Raw genomic sequence first — 15,059 nt, forward strand, 5'->3', positions numbered from 1 at the left:
ACTCGCGACGAGACGGTCTTGATCACGTGACGTCCATGCCTCGAATTCTCACTTTCGTGTCCACTGCTTCGGAGGCGCTTTTTGTCTACACGCCACCCCTAGCATCCCCTCCCCAATCCACGGCTTTCGTTTAGTCACGTGACGCGAGTCCGATGGTCAACCCCCCGAATTCTATTTGATTGCAACAGTTCTCATGACCTCGCATTCACTGGGTCCAAGCTGGTACCGGTTGTCGGGTGGTGACCTTCAGCTCGACGCCTGTTCGGCTGCCGTGATGGTCTGCCGAAGAAGCATGGCGATCGTTGTCGGTCCCACACCACCCGGCACCGGAGTGATGAGCCGGGCCCGCTCGGCTGCCTCGGCGTATTGGACATCACCTATGTTGCCGCGGTTGTAACCGGCGTCGATAACCACCGCGCCGGGTTTGATCCAATCGCCCTTGATCAGTGCGGGTTTGCCAACCCCAGCGACGACGATATCGGCCTCGGCGACGACCTGAGAAAGATCAACGGTCCGCGAATGGCAGTAGGTGACCGTGGCATCGCGGGCGAGTAACAACATCCCCACCGGTTTACCGAGGATGAGACTGCGTCCCACGACAACGGCTCGCAGACCCGCCGGGTCGACGTCGTAGGCGTCCAGCAGCGCCATGATCCCGGCCGGAGTGCAGGACTGAAACCCATTGCTGCCCAGTGCCATGGCGGCAAATGATGCGTGCGTCACCCCGTCGACATCCTTACCAGGATCGATAGCCTCGAAGACCGTGCGTTCGTCAATGTGGGCAGGCATTGGATGCTGGACGAGAATCCCATCCACTCCGGTGTCGCCTGAAAGGGCGCGCACGAGCGCCACAGCTTCGCTCGTCGTCGTGCACGCCGGGAGGTGGTGGGTGCGGGAGTCCAGTCCCGTCGTGCGGCACCGGTTTGACTTCATCCGCACGTAAGTGTGCGAAGCGGGGTCCTCGCCGACCAGTACCGTCGCCAGACAAGGCTTTCGCCCCAGCGTGGTTGCGACTGCGGATGCGCGCTGGTGTGTCTGCGCCAAGATCGCGTTGGCGACGCGGGCACCGTCGATGATCGTTGCACGCATGGTTGTGCTCCTCACTGATGGGAGGAGCACCCAGGCGGTCGATGCTTCCGAAGTGTTGCTTCCCGGTGGTGTCCCACCTACGCCAGTCGCCGGTTCATACTCTACCGGCGGGCAGTGCGGTTGATGCCTTCGTGGACGGTCCCGTTGCCACGTGCAGCCAGCGCATCCCGAAGTCGGTTGGCCAACCGTGGGCGGGTCACCGAGCCCACGTCCGCAGGCTCGACCAGGACGACCGCTGCGACTTCCGCGTCACTGCTTCCCTCGCAAGTACCTCTTGTGGGATCGATCCGTCGTCGTAGATGTACATGATCGAGTCACCCCGTTCGCCACCATCGCACTGGTGATCAATCGCCAACAATCGTCCGACAGAGATCTCCATGCCCAGTTCTTCGCGACATTCGCGTGCGGACGCCTGAGGCGGTGTTTCTCCGAGTTCGACGACACCACCGGGTATCTCATAGAAGTCGCGGTAGGTGGTATCGATCATGACGACCCGGCCGTCGTCCGTGGTGATCAGCGCTCCGGCACCTTGGCGGGCGCATGCCAGCGTCGCGTAGTGGGTGCCAGAGGGCACGTGTGTGTTCTCCACCGCTTGATCATGGCGCACGCTTGTGGTCTCTCTCTCAGGCGGCTACGGCGCCGTTCTCCAAGTAGGTGGTTGCACCTGTGGCCTGGGCGCTGCGCGCTGTCTGGATACGGGCCAGCATGTGCTCGGGTAGTCGTGTGGGAAGTTCGTCGCTGGCGCACCATGCCCAAGCCGCCAGTTCATCGGGTGGTAGAACCACGGATTGGTGTTGCTCCGATGTGAGCGTGCCGCCGTCGTAGACAAACAGAAGGCCTTCTATCCGGCTGGGACTAGGCTCGACCCAGTCCAGCACCAGCAGCCTCCCCAGCGTGATGTCCAGGCCGAGTTCGCGCCGGACCGCGCGCGTCGCGGCCGCCCACGGTGACTCATCGGCATCAGCGACCCCTCCGGGTAGCTGCCAATACGGCTTGTACGTCGGCGCCACCAACAGCGTGCGGCCCTTGCCGTCGTCGAAGAGTGCGCCGGCCGCGACGCGCTTCTTCGGCAGTCCCGCTAGATAGTTCGCGCGCTCCGGTGACATTCCTTCGAACAGGTTCTCGGCAGTCATCTCGTGACCCTCCTGTAGTTGGTGCAGTGTTGCCGCCACGGTCGCCGCGACACGATCAAGACGATCGCGCTCGGCAAGCAGACCGCGGTGGTGATCTGTCAAAGCCTCAGCGGGATCTGTCGCGGCGTCGACCACTTCCCGGATCGTGGCGAGATCCACACCGAGCTCGCGTAGCAGCAGAATCTGCTGCAGGCGCAACAGCTGTGCCCGCTCATAGATCCGGTGACCGTTGCTCCCGACGCGGGCGGGTGTCAGCAGCCCGATCTCGTCGTAGTAGCGCAGCGTGCGTGCCGTAACCCCCGACGCGCGGGCCACCTCCTGAATAGACCAACTCACGGTCACTCCCTCCCCTATCCACGACGACCACGCTAGAAGCTGCCGCAACGACAACGTCAACCCCTCGACCGACTGGTGCAAACAGTTTCCGGTGCCCTCATAGGCGAACTACCGACCGTTCTGATCGGGTTGGGGGATGCCCCATCCTGCGAATGAACACGCAGCTAGGTGGCCCCGCGTAGAAGCATCACCCGCACCGGTACCGCCCAACGCCCTGCCATCACCGCCGTCATCGACATCCTGACCCGCGTCACCCGCAGATGGTCACACTGACATTGGTCGGGCACCCGTGACCAGGCCACACCTAGTGCACCGATTCCGGGCGACCATGTTCGATAATGGTGGGATGGCCGAAGTCGTGGGAAACCATCCTCAATACGACGTCTTCGCCGATGAATACCTCGAACACGCTCAGGCGGGTCTGTTCAATGCGCACTATGACCGTCCGGCCTGTCTGGGCCTGCTCGGCGACGTCGACGGCGTCACGCTCCTGGACGCGGCGTGCGGCCCGGGGCTCTACGCAGAAGAGCTGGCGGCGCGGGGCGCGCAGGTGATCGGCTTCGATCAGAGCCCGCGCATGGTCGAACTGGCCCAGCAACGCGTGCCCACAGGTACTTTCAGGACCCACGACCTGGCTCACCCCCTCGACTGGCTCGACGATCAAACCGTCGACCGTGTGTTGTTCGCGCTGGCGTTGGAGTATGTCGACGACAGGATCGCCGCGCTGCGCGAGTTCCGGCGCGTTCTCCGACCCGGCGGGGCGCTCGTGCTGTCGCGGTTGCATCCCACCGGTGACTGGCTTCGCCACGGCGGGAACTATTTTCAACCACGCGTCATCGACGAAACATGGAGCCGAGGGTGGCAAGTGCGGTATTGGCTGACACCACTTGAGCAGACATGCGACGAGATCACACAGGCAGGTTTCCTCATCGAACGGCTGCTCGAACCACGTCCCGTCCCGGCCGCGGCCGCCATCGACCAGGACAAGTACGATCGTCTGCACCGCGAACCCACGGGGTTTCTCGCAATTCGGGCGTTACCGGATCCCCGCCAGACCACAGCCTTAGAGGATCGAACTAACCGCACCGGGAGACTTCGCCAGAACCGGTGACGAATCCCGGTTGTGCCGTGAATACGAAATGAGTCCCTACCGCAGCATTCAACATTCCGGTGGACGGCATCAGCCACTTCTCAACCAACGTGGGGTCGGTCAGGGCTTGCCACCCCCTTTGCGGCGCATGGGAATAGAACATCCCGATTTCGACCGATGCCGGGTCTAATTATCGGGGCCGCGGTGTCTGCGCCGCCCGCCCGCGATGACCGCTCACGCATCGTCTAGACGTGCATGGCCGTTCTCGGCTCCGCGGCCGTACGTGGTGGCGAAACGATGGTCGATCAGCCCCAACCACGTGTCTTGCTCATCTGCCAACGACCGATCTAGAGGAAGAGGCACGAATCTACAGTCGAAGACCAGTCCGTCATCTGAATCGCCTCCGCGAACGCGGTGCTCCCACCTGTCACGCGTCTCGGTGACAACATCAATCACGAAAAAGGCGGTGCTGCGCGGATATCCGGTGAGGGGGTGCAGCTTGTCTTCAACGACTAGCTGGACGCGAACGCTCAGGGCCGTGAGGCCCGTTTCCTCGCGAACCTCGCGGAGCACGGCGTCTTCCGAGGTTTCGTCCGGATGGACACCGCCGGCGGGGACTTGCCTGCCGGCGTGCGGTCGGCCCGCTTGTTCGAAAACCAGCAGCTCCCACGATGAACCCCGCCGCCGAAGGACATAGGCGGCAACGCGTATCCGGGGAGAGCGCACGGGGTTCATTGTGTGCACGTCTCACAACTCCCTGCACAGGTGCAGCGGTGGTGCAGCCGAACCTGAGAAAATGCGGCCAGATTTAGGACCTACACCCCCCGCCCGCCGCCCCCGCCGCCTGTAGGTTCTCACGCTCAGGCTCATCTCTCCGACCGCTGACCAGGGCGTCGAACGTCCGTCTCACTTTCCTACAATGACGACCGATGTCCGTCCGGTGCCCTCACGTCCTGCCCAGCCTGAGACGGTCGAGCAGTGTGGACGCTCCTGGCCCGGAGAGTTCACCGAAAACGGCGGCACGGCCAGCGAGGCTCATCAATAGCGCTTCTCCTGGCGCTCGCACTTCAGGTCCGCTGCCGTGCGTCCAGTCCACGTCGGTCGCAATCAATCGCAGTCCTCGGCCACGCCAGGCGCTGCACAAGATCGGCACATAGAGCGAGCGCTGCAAGGCGGTGCGAAGACGTTCTGGTGGGATGTTGCGCGCAATGCCCAGCGGGCGACGGATGTCTTGCTGGTGGATCATGGCATCGAGCAGACCGATGGTGCCGCCAAAGGCTGCCATGTAACCGCGTGGTTGCGCCCGCTGGCGGATGAGGTCAACCAGCGCAACCGTTGTGAGACAGGCGTAGTCATCGATGGCTATGGCGTTGAAGCGATCCATGCTGCCGCGGGCGTCGAGGACGCGTCTCTTCGCGATCTGGGCGAAGGAGAGGCTGTCGTAACTGATGACGTGCGCGGCGAGATCGCGTACCCGCCACTGGCTGCACAAGGTCGGGTGCGACCATTGCTCGGGTGTCAGATCGGCGAGCAAGTTGGCCAGAGCTAATCGTTCGGCGCGAACCAAGTCCGTCACTCTCATCATCGTCACGCGCTTTCAAAGCGTATGCATCGCACGTGACCTCGCTCGGGATCGCAGGATCGCGATTCCGACGAGCCCGAACACGGTGTCGGCGATGATCTCGATGACAGCGGTCACCCAGGAGAACCAGGTGACCCGCGCAGCCGGTGGCGCATTGATGAAGCTATCGCTGAAGAAGCCCCCCGTCGGCAGCAGATGCGCAACAGTGAACCCCGCTGCGCTGACCAAGCCGACAAAGGCAGCGGCATGAGGCGCCCACCGGCTACCGAAGAACACCAGCGCGATGGTGACGACAGCGAGCGCGATCTGGATCATGCCCGCCACCATCACCGCGGGCGGTATGACGTCCATGCCTCGGCGTAGATGGTCCGCGCCGTGCAGCGCTACTGCAGCACCGAAAACTACTGCGATAGGGCGAAGTCGGGCGTCCCAGCGGGTCTGATTTACCTGCGATTGTCCAACCATGTGAACCCCACTTCGGCCGCTGTGTCTACTACGGACTGTAGTATCCGCACCTCGTGATGTACAGGGCGTTTCCATCCGTCTTCGGCATGCCCCCGCAGTAGCACTATTCTGGCGAAGCCTGGCACTCCTCTTGATGCGGCCCAGCTCCACGCGAGCCGAACGCGCTGCGGCATGGGTGACGGGCCACCCTGCACCAGGCAGCGCAGCAGACCTACTCACCAGACTCTTCCTAACCGGGTTTGGCTCATTTGCCCCACCCTTGAACACTCCCCCACTGCGATTCTCAGGTAGCCAACTACTCCGGTCGGTCGGCCCACCTGTCCAAGTTTTCCTTGCAGGAAACTCAATTCACAACTCGGAAAGGGCGATCCAGCGGGGCCCGACATGGGCCCCCAGAAGGCGACCTGACTGCCCGCGAACGCGCCGAGTTGGTGCGGTTTCGCGCGGAGCTCGCTGAGAAAGACCGAGATATCGCGTTCCTGAAAAAGGTATCGGCGTACTTTGCGGGACAGCAACCTCGGTGAGTCCATTCGAGCTCATAGCCGCGGAGTGCGCCGACCACGCTATCGCCACACTGGCCGAACTCCTCGGGGTCTCACGATCTGGCTATTACGCCTGGGCAGCGCGCCAGCGCCGCACTGCACCCACGCCGCGCCAGCAGTGGCGCCGGGACCTGGAAGTCAAGATCCTGGCCCGCTGGCATCAATCCCGTCGCACCTACGGTTCACCCCGCATCAACGCTGACCTGCACGCCGTTGCCCGTGCGCGCAGCCATTCTCATGTTCCCAGGGATCTTTGAGCAGTGCTTGACTTCGATGGCAGGTTACGCTCGGCGACTCGTTGCGGTATAGCCTTCGGCTACTTCCACTAAGACCTCGTCGTCGCTGAAGCCATTTTCCAGCCGGGTCCGCACCGTCGTCAGGTAGCGGGCAGCGTCAGCGCCGTCGACGATACGATGGTCGTAGGACAGCGACAGGTGCGCCATCGACCGCGCCCGGATGAGAAGGCTACCATCGTTATCACGTTGCGGCACAAGCCTTTCGACGACGGCACCTATCCCTAGGATGGCTGATTGCGGTTGATTGATGATCGGAGTATCGAAGAGCGCGCCACGGCTGCCGGTGTTGGTGATGGTGAAAGTTCCGCCTGTGAGTTCGTCTGGGCGTATGGCACCGTCGCGAACGGCGTTGGCTGAAGCGGCGATCGCGCGGCTGACCGCCGCGATGCTGTGGTCTTGGGCATCACGAATGACCGGCACCATGAGCCCCTTTTTGCTGTCGACAGCCATGCCCAAATGCACTGACCTGTAATAGGTGATCTCGGTGCAGTCCGCGTCAACGGACGCATTGATGATCGGATGCTCGATCAATCCTTCGACCGCAGCGACAACCACGAACGGTAAAAACGACAGCTTGACACCTGTTTGTTCGAGGAAGGCTTGTTTGTGTTTGGCACGCGATGCGGCAACGAGGGAGAGGTCTACTTCGACGACAGTGGTCAGCTGAGCGGCGGTTTGCAATGACTCCATCATGCGTCGGGCGATGGTCCGCCGAATGCGCGGCATCTTCTCCACCCGGTCGGATTGTTCGGTGATGACCGGCACCGCCTGCTCTGCGTCGGTCAACGGCGGCGGCGCCGATGTCGCCAGCGTGGTCTGTGGGAATGCCGTCTTCTGTTCTGTCTGCGTTGGTGATGTTTCTGCCGGTGCGGGCGGTTGGGCGGCGACGGGTTGTGTGGTCTGAGGCTGTGGGTCGGCTTCCGGCACGGGTGGTGCAGCGGCGATGCGGGCGATCGTCGCGCCGACCGCCACCACTGCATCTTCGGGCTCGAGAATTTCGGCCAATATGCCTGCTGCCGGCGCGGGGATTTCGGTGTCGACTTTGTCGGTGGCTACTTCGAGGAGCGGTTCGCCGTCTTCAACGGTGTCGCCTACCGATTTGAGCCATCGTGTGATGGTGGCCTCTGTGACGGCCTCCCCCAGCTCGGCGACGGTAACCGCGATGTGGGTCTCTGCGGCTGTCATGTCAGCCTTTCTGAGCGAGATCGAGTGCGGCGCGCACGACGCTGTCGCTGTCGATGCCGTGGTAGCGGTATACGTCTTCCAGTGAGCCCACCTGGCCGAACTTTCTGACGCCCAACGCCGTGCCGGGTACACCGTTGATTCCGGTGAGGAACGCCAGGGTGTGGGGGTGGCCGTCGAGAACAGTGACCATTGGTGTCGCGCGCTCCGCAGGAAAGAGTTGCTCCAGAATCCATGACGGGCTCTCTGAGAGGCCGCGGCGGGCCTGCACTGCGGCGAAGAGCAGCCCTGGGCTAGTCACGCAGACGACATCGGCGTCGATTCCTTGGTCGCTGAGACGGCCGGCGGCCGTTAGCGTTTCGGTCATGATCGGCCCCATGCCGACCAGCGTCACTGTTGGCTTGTCGGCGCGGCGAAGCACGTAACCGCCGGCAATCGTCTGACGGCGCCGACGTTCCCGGGCTGCCGGATCCTCGGGGACGGCGGCCAGCGTCTGGTCGACCGGCCGGGTCGACAGCCGGAAGTACGACGACGTGCCATCCGGACGACCCAGGCGTCCGATCGCCGACAACAGGGTCCATTCGACATCGATGGCGAACGCCGGCTCGTAACTGACGCAGCCGGGCTGCTCCAGACCGATCGAAGGCGTCTTGATCGATTGATGGGCACCGCCTTCGGCGGCCAGTGTGACCCCTGAGGGGGTGCCGATCAAGATGGATTGTCCGCCGGCGTAGATGCCGTAGGACCACGGCTCCAGCGCACGCTCGACGAACGGGTCATACATCACTCCGATGGGGAACAATGGCTGCCCCCACCGACTCCAGGTCGCCCCCAGTTCCCCCATCAGGCCCACCAGGTTGGTCTCGGCGATACCCAGTTCCATGTGCTGCCCGGTCGGCTTTTCCCGCCAATGCATGACTGTCTCGGAGTCGTCGTCAAACCAGTTGCGTCGCTCGATCGGCGACCACACGCCCACCTTGTTCAGCCAGCCGGCCAGATTGGTCGTCGAGCTGACGTCGGGGCTGACGGTCACCACCCGCTTGGCGGCCGCGGGTGCCTCACGACTCAAGTCCAGCAGGACCCGGCCCAAGGCCGCCTGAGTGGTCGCCGTGCCCGACGGGGTGCGGCCCATGTCGCCGGGCACCGGCGGAGGTGTCATCAACTGCGGCGATTCCCGTTTCAGACGCCGCGCAGTCTGGGCGCAGACTTCGCCCGCGGCGCTGTCCCGGTCGAATGTCGCCCACATCTTGTCGGTGTCCATTCCGAGTTCAGTGGCCAGTTGCTCGTACTGCTCCACCGATAGCAGCGATGAGTGGTTCTGCGGGTGACCCTGGGTCGGCAGCCCGCGTCCCTTGATGGTGTAGGCGATGATTACGGTTGGCCGGGTGTCATCGATTTGGGCGTATGCCGCACGCAGCGCGTCGTGGTCGTGACCACCGAGGTTGCGGATGGCGCGCAGCAGGGTGGCGTCGTCGAGTTCGGCGATCAACGACGCGACAGCGGCTGCGCCCACCCCGGTGCCGGGCAGCCGGTCACGGACATCGCTTGCGCTGCAACGAAGCAGCCGTTGGTATTCCGGGTTGGACATCTCCAGGATCCGGGTGCGCAACGGCTCCGCCGCCCTGACGGCTGAACAACGATTCCAACAGCGTGCCGAACTTGACGGTGATGACCTGCCACCCCGCGGCGGCGAACATCGCCTCCAGGCGACCGGCGGCGATGTTCGGCACCACGCGGTCCAGCGACTGGCGGTTCAGATCGACGATCCACACGACTTCACCCAGCTCAGCCACCGAGTGGTCCAAGATGGCTTCCCAGACCGCACCTTCGTCGAGTTCTGCGTCGCCGACCAACGAGTACTGCCGCCCCTTGCCCGCATCACCGATTTGGGTGTCGACATAGCGGCGGGCGATCGCTCCCCAGATGGGTGCGGTGGCCCCGATCCCCACCGAACCTGTCGAATAGTCCACTGGGTCTGGGTCTTTGGCACGGCTGGGATAGGACTGCAAACCGCCGAACTGCCGCAGTGTTGGCAGGTATTCTTCATCCAGTTCGCCGAGCAGGTAGTTGATGGCATGCAGTACCGGTGAAGCGTGTGGTTTGACAGACACCCGATCACCGGGCTGGAGTTGCTCGAACCACAGCGTGGTCATGATCGACACCATCGATGCACTGGAGGCCTGGTGTCCACCGACCTTGAGGCCGCTGGTGTTGGGTCGGACACGGTTGGCGTAATGAACGATCGACGTGGACAGCCACAGCACCCGCTGTTCGATCTCGTGCAATGGCGTGGCGGGGCTGTTGACGGGAAAAGCAGTGCTCTCCACTGCGGCGGTAGCCATCGCGTCAGAAGATCCCGCTGTAGGCGTTCAGCGCGGGTTGCCCGCCCAGGTGCGCATAGAGGACCTTCGAGGTCGGCTCGATCTGTCCGGACCTGACCAGATCGATGAGGCCGGCCATCGACTTGCCTTCGTACACCGGGTCGATGATGACCCCTTCGAGGCGGCCGGTCAGTCTGATGGCGTCGATGGTGGACTGGACCGGAATGCCGTAGAGATCACCGGCCCACCCGTCGAGAACCGTTATCTCGTCGTCGGACAGGTCGCGGCCGAGGCCGATGAGTTCGGCGGTGTTGCGGGCAATGCGCTCGACTTGCTGGCGCGTCTTGTCAAGAGTGGCCGAGGCGTCGATTCCCAAGACACGCCGGGGACGGCTTTGCCCGGCGAATCCGGCGATCATCCCAGCGTGGGTGGAACCAGTGACGGTACAGACCACGATGGTATCGAAGAAGATTCCGAGTTCTTCCTCCTGCTTCTGTACCTCGTACGCCCAGTTCGCGAACCCAAGCCCGCCGAGACGGTGATCGGAGGCGCCGGCGGGAATGGCGTACGGGGTGCCTCCGGCGCGTTTGACGTCCTCGATGGCGTTCTGCCAACTGTCTTTGAACTCGATGCCGAAGCCAGAAGGGTCGAGTCGGACGTCGGCGCCCATGATGCGAGACAGGAGGATGTTGCCCACCTTGTCGTTGACCGAGTCCGGCCAGTCGACCCACTTTTCCTGCACCAGTACCGCTTTGAGTCCGAGCTTAGCTGCCACGGCTGCGACCTGCCGCGTGTGATTGGACTGCACACCCCCGATTGAGACCAAAGTGTCGGCGCCTTGGGCAAGCGCTTCAGGGATGTAGTACTCCAGCTTGCGGGTCTTGTTGCCCCCGTATGCCAGCCCGGAGTTGACGTCTTCGCGCTTCGCCCAGATCTCAGCACCTCCGAGGTGATCGCTCAGCCGTCGCAGCGGGTGAACGGGGCTGGGGCCGAAAGTCAGTGGGTATCGCTCGAAGTCGTCGATGGCCATGGGTTTCTCCTGTTCGCAGTGTCCGCGATTGCATTCATCTGGAGTGGCACGGACCCAACACCAGGTAAAGCAGTATTTAACATGCAATATATTGTCTATTGTTCGATGTGCTGTCAATGCCGCCCTGACCTCCCTGGGCCAGCGGCCCGACGCCCAGGGGCCAGCAGAACGCTGGGTATGCGCGTTCTGCCAGCCACCTTCGAATGCGTGAAAGCTGCTAGTTTTGCGCGAACCGCCGCCGCGCCAGCTCTAGCGCGATAACGGACGCACCGCAGACAGCGATGTAGAAGTAACTCGGCGAGACCAGCGAGCCGGTGAACTCCACCAGGGCGGCAAAGACCACCGGGGCAGTCCCGCCGAACAGCAGAACGCCGATGTTGTAGGCGACCGAGATACCAGTTGTCCTGATAGCCGTTGGGAAGAGGTAACTCATGAGTGCGGGCAGTGGGGCGAAGTAGAAGGCAAGGATCACACCGAGGACAGCCTGAACCAGGGTCAGTGCGGCCACCGTCGGCGCCTGTTGAAGCAGCCAGAACAGCGGTGCCCCGCCAAGCATCCCCACCACGGCCGCAGGTCGCATGACCGTGACGCACCCGAAGCGGTCGGCGAGCTTACCGATCTGGGGCGAACATACCAAGACAGTCAGCCCACCGATGATGCCGCCGATGTAACCCGAGTAGGTGGGTAGACCCAGGTTTCGAATAGCGAAGGTGGGCATATAGAGCAGCAGGTACATGGTGATGGTCGCTGCCCCCACACAGCCAGCTGCGGTGAGCACACGGGATAGGTTCTTGCCCAAAGTCGTCCGCAAGGGCGACTTCAGGATTTCTGCGTCGGCGAACTCCGGCGTGTCATCGATCCTGGCCCTGATGTACAGCCCGACTGGGCCGATCATGAGCCCCACGCCGAACGCGACGCGCCACCCCCACGAATCGAGTTGCGTCGTTGCGAGGGTGGCGGTCAGGATGAAACTGACCGTCGCGGCCAGAAGCAGTGAGCCCCCCTGCGTGGCAGTTTGCCAGCTGGCGTAGTAGGCCTTGCGACCTACGGCGCTCTCCGTCAAGAACGTTGTGGCCGAGCCGAATTCACCACCGGCAGAGAAGCCCTGTAGCAAGCGGGCAATCAACACCAGGACTGCAGCGGCCGGGCCGATGTGGCTGTGTGTGGGGGCGAACGTCAGCAAGAGGGTGCCCACGAACATGATCTGGATGGTGAGGTTTAGTGCCGTCTTACGGCCGCGCCTGTCACCGATGTTCCCGATGACCATCGCGCCGATGGGCCGGATGAGGTAAGAGATCGCGAACGTGCCGAAAGTTAGTAGCAGTCCAACGAACTCGCTTTCACTGGGAAAGAACAGCTTGCTGATCACGGCTGCGAAGTATCCGTAGATCATGATGTCGTACCACTCCAACGCGTTGCCGATAGAGGCAGCGGCCACGGCCTTCTTGGCGCGGGACCGTTGTTCCTGCGTCAGATCACCGGGAGTCGTCGCGCTTTTCGATGTCGGCATGGTCATACCTCGCAATACGTGTCGATGAGTGCGCCAAGGACGCGCTCGCATTCAGCGATCTGTTCAATAGCTACGTACTCATCGGCGATGTGAGCCTGCGCGATGCTTCCGGGGCCGCACACAACCGTCTCGATACCCGCAGCGTCGAAGAAGCCCGCCTCGGTGCCGTAAGCCACGCTCCCGCCGCTACTGACTCCAGCGTCGTTCAGTGCTGCCAGCAGCGTTGAGCGCGGCGAGGTGTCTAATCCTGGTGCCAGCGCGATTGCCTCAACCGTGATGTCTAGATCCTGCATTTGCTTCTCAAGGGTCTGAGCGTGGGCCCGAACTCTGTCCAGCACTTGCAGCGGCGGCATGGCTGGGATGGTGCGCAGGTCCAGTCGAATCTGGCAAAGGGCGGGGACTGTGTTGCTTGCGTTACCGCTCAGAATCTGGTTGACGCTGATGGTGCTGAACGGGACGTCATAGGTCGAGTCGAACGGCCCGTGATCTTCAAACTCTTTGGCTAACTGTTCGATGAAACCGACCAGCTGCGCGCCGTAGAAGGCGGCGTTGACCAGATGGGGGGCACGAGAGGAATGGCCGTCGACGCCGCGAACGGAGATCGAGGCCAAGGAGAAGGATTTGTGTGCGCGGACTGCCTGCATGCCGGTCGGCTCGCCGACGACGCAGTGGCGCGGCGAAAGACCGAGTTCTTGCAGATCGCTGGCGATTTGCGCTCCGCCGTGTAGACCGATCTCTTCGTCATAAGACAGCACGTAGTGAATGGGCTCGCGTAGCTGCGCTTGCTGAATGCGAGGCACCACCGACAGTGCCGCACCGATGAATCCCTTCATATCGGCAGTGCCGCGTCCGTAGATTCGGCCGTCCTTCACCTCAGCGGTGTATGGATCACTGGTCCAATCTTGGCCCTCGACCGGAACTGCATCAGTGTGCCCCGATAGCACCAGGCCGCCGGCGAGGGATCCGTCTGCAGACGGGAATGAGGCTACCAAGTTAGCCTTGTTGCGGTGCTGGTTCGGCCGAAAGGCCGTGCGCGCGCCTGCCTTTCGCAACTGAGTGTCGATCAACTCGAGGATCGGTAAGTTGCTGCGGTCGCTGGTGGAATCAATGGCCACAAGCTCCTTGATCCATTGCAGTGAAGTGAGTTCGTCGGTCACGGTTCTCCTGGACGTTGGCTGTTCGAGAGTGCCGCCGCCGCGCACCTTGGGCAGGCCACTATTGACGGATAGCAACCACCGTAGAAACATTCGATGCACGCAGGTCAAACCCGCAGATTCCTTCACAAATGACCGATCGGAAGCAGGAATGATGCACGTAGGCGCCTTGACAGAGGAAGATCTGTCACTCCTGCACGCACTCCAGATCAGCCCCAGAGCCTCGTGGACTGCGCTCGGGCAAGTCTTGGAGCGTTCGCCGGCCGCGCTGGCTGCTCGATGGTCGCGGCTCCGCGAGGCCGGCTTGGCATGGGTCACGGTGCACCCGATCATTAAGTCCCCCCGTACGCAGATGGCGTTTGTCGAAGTCGATTGTCTTCCAACCCACCGGACCCGAGTCGTCAACGAGCTGTGTCGCGTGCCCGAGATCATCTCGATTGAGTTATCCGCGCGTGGCAGGGATCTCTTGCTGATGGTGGTCGCACACGATTGGGCGACTCTGTCAGGTTTGGTTCTGTCGCGGTTGCAGCTCGATGGGATTCTGCGGCATCGCACTAGCCTGGTGACTGAGATTCATATCGAGGCATCGGATTGGCGTCTGGATGCGCTAAATCGTTCACAATCAACGCGATTGGCTGCCGCCGAAGCTAGTGTCACGCTGGCTACACCGAACTATCATGCCTCCGACTCACAGCTGGTAGCGCTACTAGCGGCCGACGGCCGCATCGGCTTCGCCGACCTCGCCCGCCTCACCGGTCGAACCCCGGCTACGGTGCGTCGGCAGGTTGCTCGACTCCTTGCCACAGGGGCGGTGCGGTTCCGGTGTGAAATCTCGCAAGAGAGTTCGCGGTGGCCGATCTGCTGCACGTGGTTCTGCCGTGTCGACTCCCGGCATCTCAGCGAGACTGCGCATGATCTCCGGTCGTTACCGGAGATTCGGGGATGCTTCTCGACCACGGGTGAGTCCAATTTGATGTTCATCGCCTGGGCGCGATCCGTCACCGATCTCTTGCGGATCGAAAAAGAGGTCACTCAGCGCCAGCCCTCACTACGCGTACTGGACAGCGCCGTGGCGCTCTCCACTCGTAAGCGGATCGGATGGCTCTTGGACGATCACGGCTGCGCCGTGGGTGATGTGGTTACGCCAGAGTTCTGAAAGCTCGATCTCTGCTCGTTACGTACCGGGACAGCCAGCGATTCCGCACTGTCAAACCCGCCGGACATCGACCGCAGGCCGCGTCGAGGGAGCGGGCGGACCCAGCGCTTTCCCAGTCGGCTGCCATCGTTGAGGTCTCGTTCCCCGGGAGGTGAACGCTGCTCCCATCGGGC

General features: G+C 62.7%; 12 protein-coding genes, 1 pseudogene and 1 riboswitch. Of the genes and pseudogenes, 2 read left to right on the plus strand and 11 right to left on the minus strand.

The window, feature by feature from the left end:
* Positions 1-246: 246 nt before the first annotated feature.
* The 3 genes from I7X18_RS28840 to I7X18_RS28850 form a co-directional block, all read right to left on the minus strand.
* The gene (locus I7X18_RS28840) at positions 247-1,089 is read right to left on the minus strand and encodes a bifunctional 5,10-methylenetetrahydrofolate dehydrogenase/5,10-methenyltetrahydrofolate cyclohydrolase (protein ID WP_193045392.1); all 843 of its coding nucleotides are present in this window, start codon (positions 1,087-1,089) and stop codon (positions 247-249) included.
* Positions 1,090-1,110: 21 nt separating this feature from the next.
* A riboswitch (ZMP/ZTP riboswitch) is annotated at positions 1,111-1,187 on the minus strand.
* A 98-nt stretch (positions 1,188-1,285) separates the two neighbouring features.
* Entirely contained in the window at positions 1,286-1,678 is a 393-nt protein-coding gene (locus I7X18_RS28845; protein ID WP_193045391.1) for an NUDIX domain-containing protein, read from the minus strand.
* 34 nt (positions 1,679-1,712) lie between these two features.
* Positions 1,713-2,558 carry a MerR family transcriptional regulator gene (locus I7X18_RS28850; RefSeq protein WP_193045390.1) on the minus strand — a complete coding sequence of 282 codons (846 nt, stop codon included), beginning with the start codon at positions 2,556-2,558 and terminating at the stop codon, positions 1,713-1,715.
* Positions 2,559-2,904: 346 nt separating this feature from the next.
* Between I7X18_RS28850 and I7X18_RS28855 the strand changes: the two genes are divergently transcribed.
* Positions 2,905-3,669, plus strand: a complete 765-nt coding sequence (locus I7X18_RS28855; RefSeq protein ID WP_193045389.1) for a class I SAM-dependent methyltransferase — start codon at positions 2,905-2,907, stop codon at positions 3,667-3,669.
* A 213-nt stretch (positions 3,670-3,882) separates the two neighbouring features.
* Here I7X18_RS28855 and I7X18_RS28860 read toward each other — a convergent pair whose 3' ends face one another.
* The 8 genes and pseudogenes from I7X18_RS28860 to argE all read right to left on the minus strand — a co-directional run bounded on the left by I7X18_RS28860 (position 3,883) and on the right by argE (position 13,733).
* Positions 3,883-4,383: an NUDIX hydrolase gene (locus I7X18_RS28860; RefSeq protein ID WP_193045388.1), complete on the minus strand. Its 501-nt coding sequence runs from the start codon at positions 4,381-4,383 to the stop codon at positions 3,883-3,885.
* Positions 4,384-4,594: 211 nt separating this feature from the next.
* Positions 4,595-5,230, minus strand: coding sequence for a maleylpyruvate isomerase family mycothiol-dependent enzyme (locus tag I7X18_RS28865; RefSeq protein ID WP_193045877.1), 636 nt, complete (start codon positions 5,228-5,230; stop codon positions 4,595-4,597).
* A 15-nt stretch (positions 5,231-5,245) separates the two neighbouring features.
* Positions 5,246-5,545 carry a hypothetical protein gene (locus I7X18_RS28870; protein ID WP_226863292.1) on the minus strand — a complete coding sequence of 100 codons (300 nt, stop codon included), beginning with the start codon at positions 5,543-5,545 and terminating at the stop codon, positions 5,246-5,248.
* A 973-nt stretch (positions 5,546-6,518) separates the two neighbouring features.
* Complete coding sequence (locus I7X18_RS28875) at positions 6,519-7,718, minus strand: 2-oxo acid dehydrogenase subunit E2 (RefSeq protein ID WP_193045386.1); 1,200 nt, start codon at positions 7,716-7,718, stop codon at positions 6,519-6,521.
* A 1-nt stretch (position 7,719) separates the two neighbouring features.
* A pseudogene (locus I7X18_RS28880) lies at positions 7,720-10,057 on the minus strand (transketolase-like TK C-terminal-containing protein).
* A 4-nt stretch (positions 10,058-10,061) separates the two neighbouring features.
* A complete protein-coding gene (locus I7X18_RS28885; protein ID WP_193045385.1) occupies positions 10,062-11,066 on the minus strand; it encodes a 1-aminocyclopropane-1-carboxylate deaminase in 1,005 nt (334 codons plus the stop codon).
* 217 nt (positions 11,067-11,283) lie between these two features.
* Positions 11,284-12,576: an MFS transporter gene (locus I7X18_RS28890; RefSeq protein WP_193045384.1), complete on the minus strand. Its 1,293-nt coding sequence runs from the start codon at positions 12,574-12,576 to the stop codon at positions 11,284-11,286.
* A 2-nt stretch (positions 12,577-12,578) separates the two neighbouring features.
* On the minus strand, positions 12,579-13,733 hold the full coding sequence (argE, locus tag I7X18_RS28895) for an acetylornithine deacetylase (RefSeq protein ID WP_193045383.1): 1,155 nt from the start codon (positions 13,731-13,733) through the stop codon (positions 12,579-12,581).
* Between the two features lie 415 nt (positions 13,734-14,148).
* On the opposite strand from argE, the gene I7X18_RS28900 reads away from it, so the two are divergent.
* Positions 14,149-14,886 carry an Lrp/AsnC family transcriptional regulator gene (locus I7X18_RS28900; RefSeq protein ID WP_232375366.1) on the plus strand — a complete coding sequence of 246 codons (738 nt, stop codon included), beginning with the start codon at positions 14,149-14,151 and terminating at the stop codon, positions 14,884-14,886.
* The last annotated feature ends 173 nt before the right edge of the window (positions 14,887-15,059 follow it).

It is taken from the genome of Mycolicibacterium baixiangningiae (genome assembly GCF_016313185.1).
Taxonomy (GTDB): Bacteria; Actinomycetota; Actinomycetes; order Mycobacteriales; family Mycobacteriaceae; genus Mycobacterium; species Mycobacterium baixiangningiae.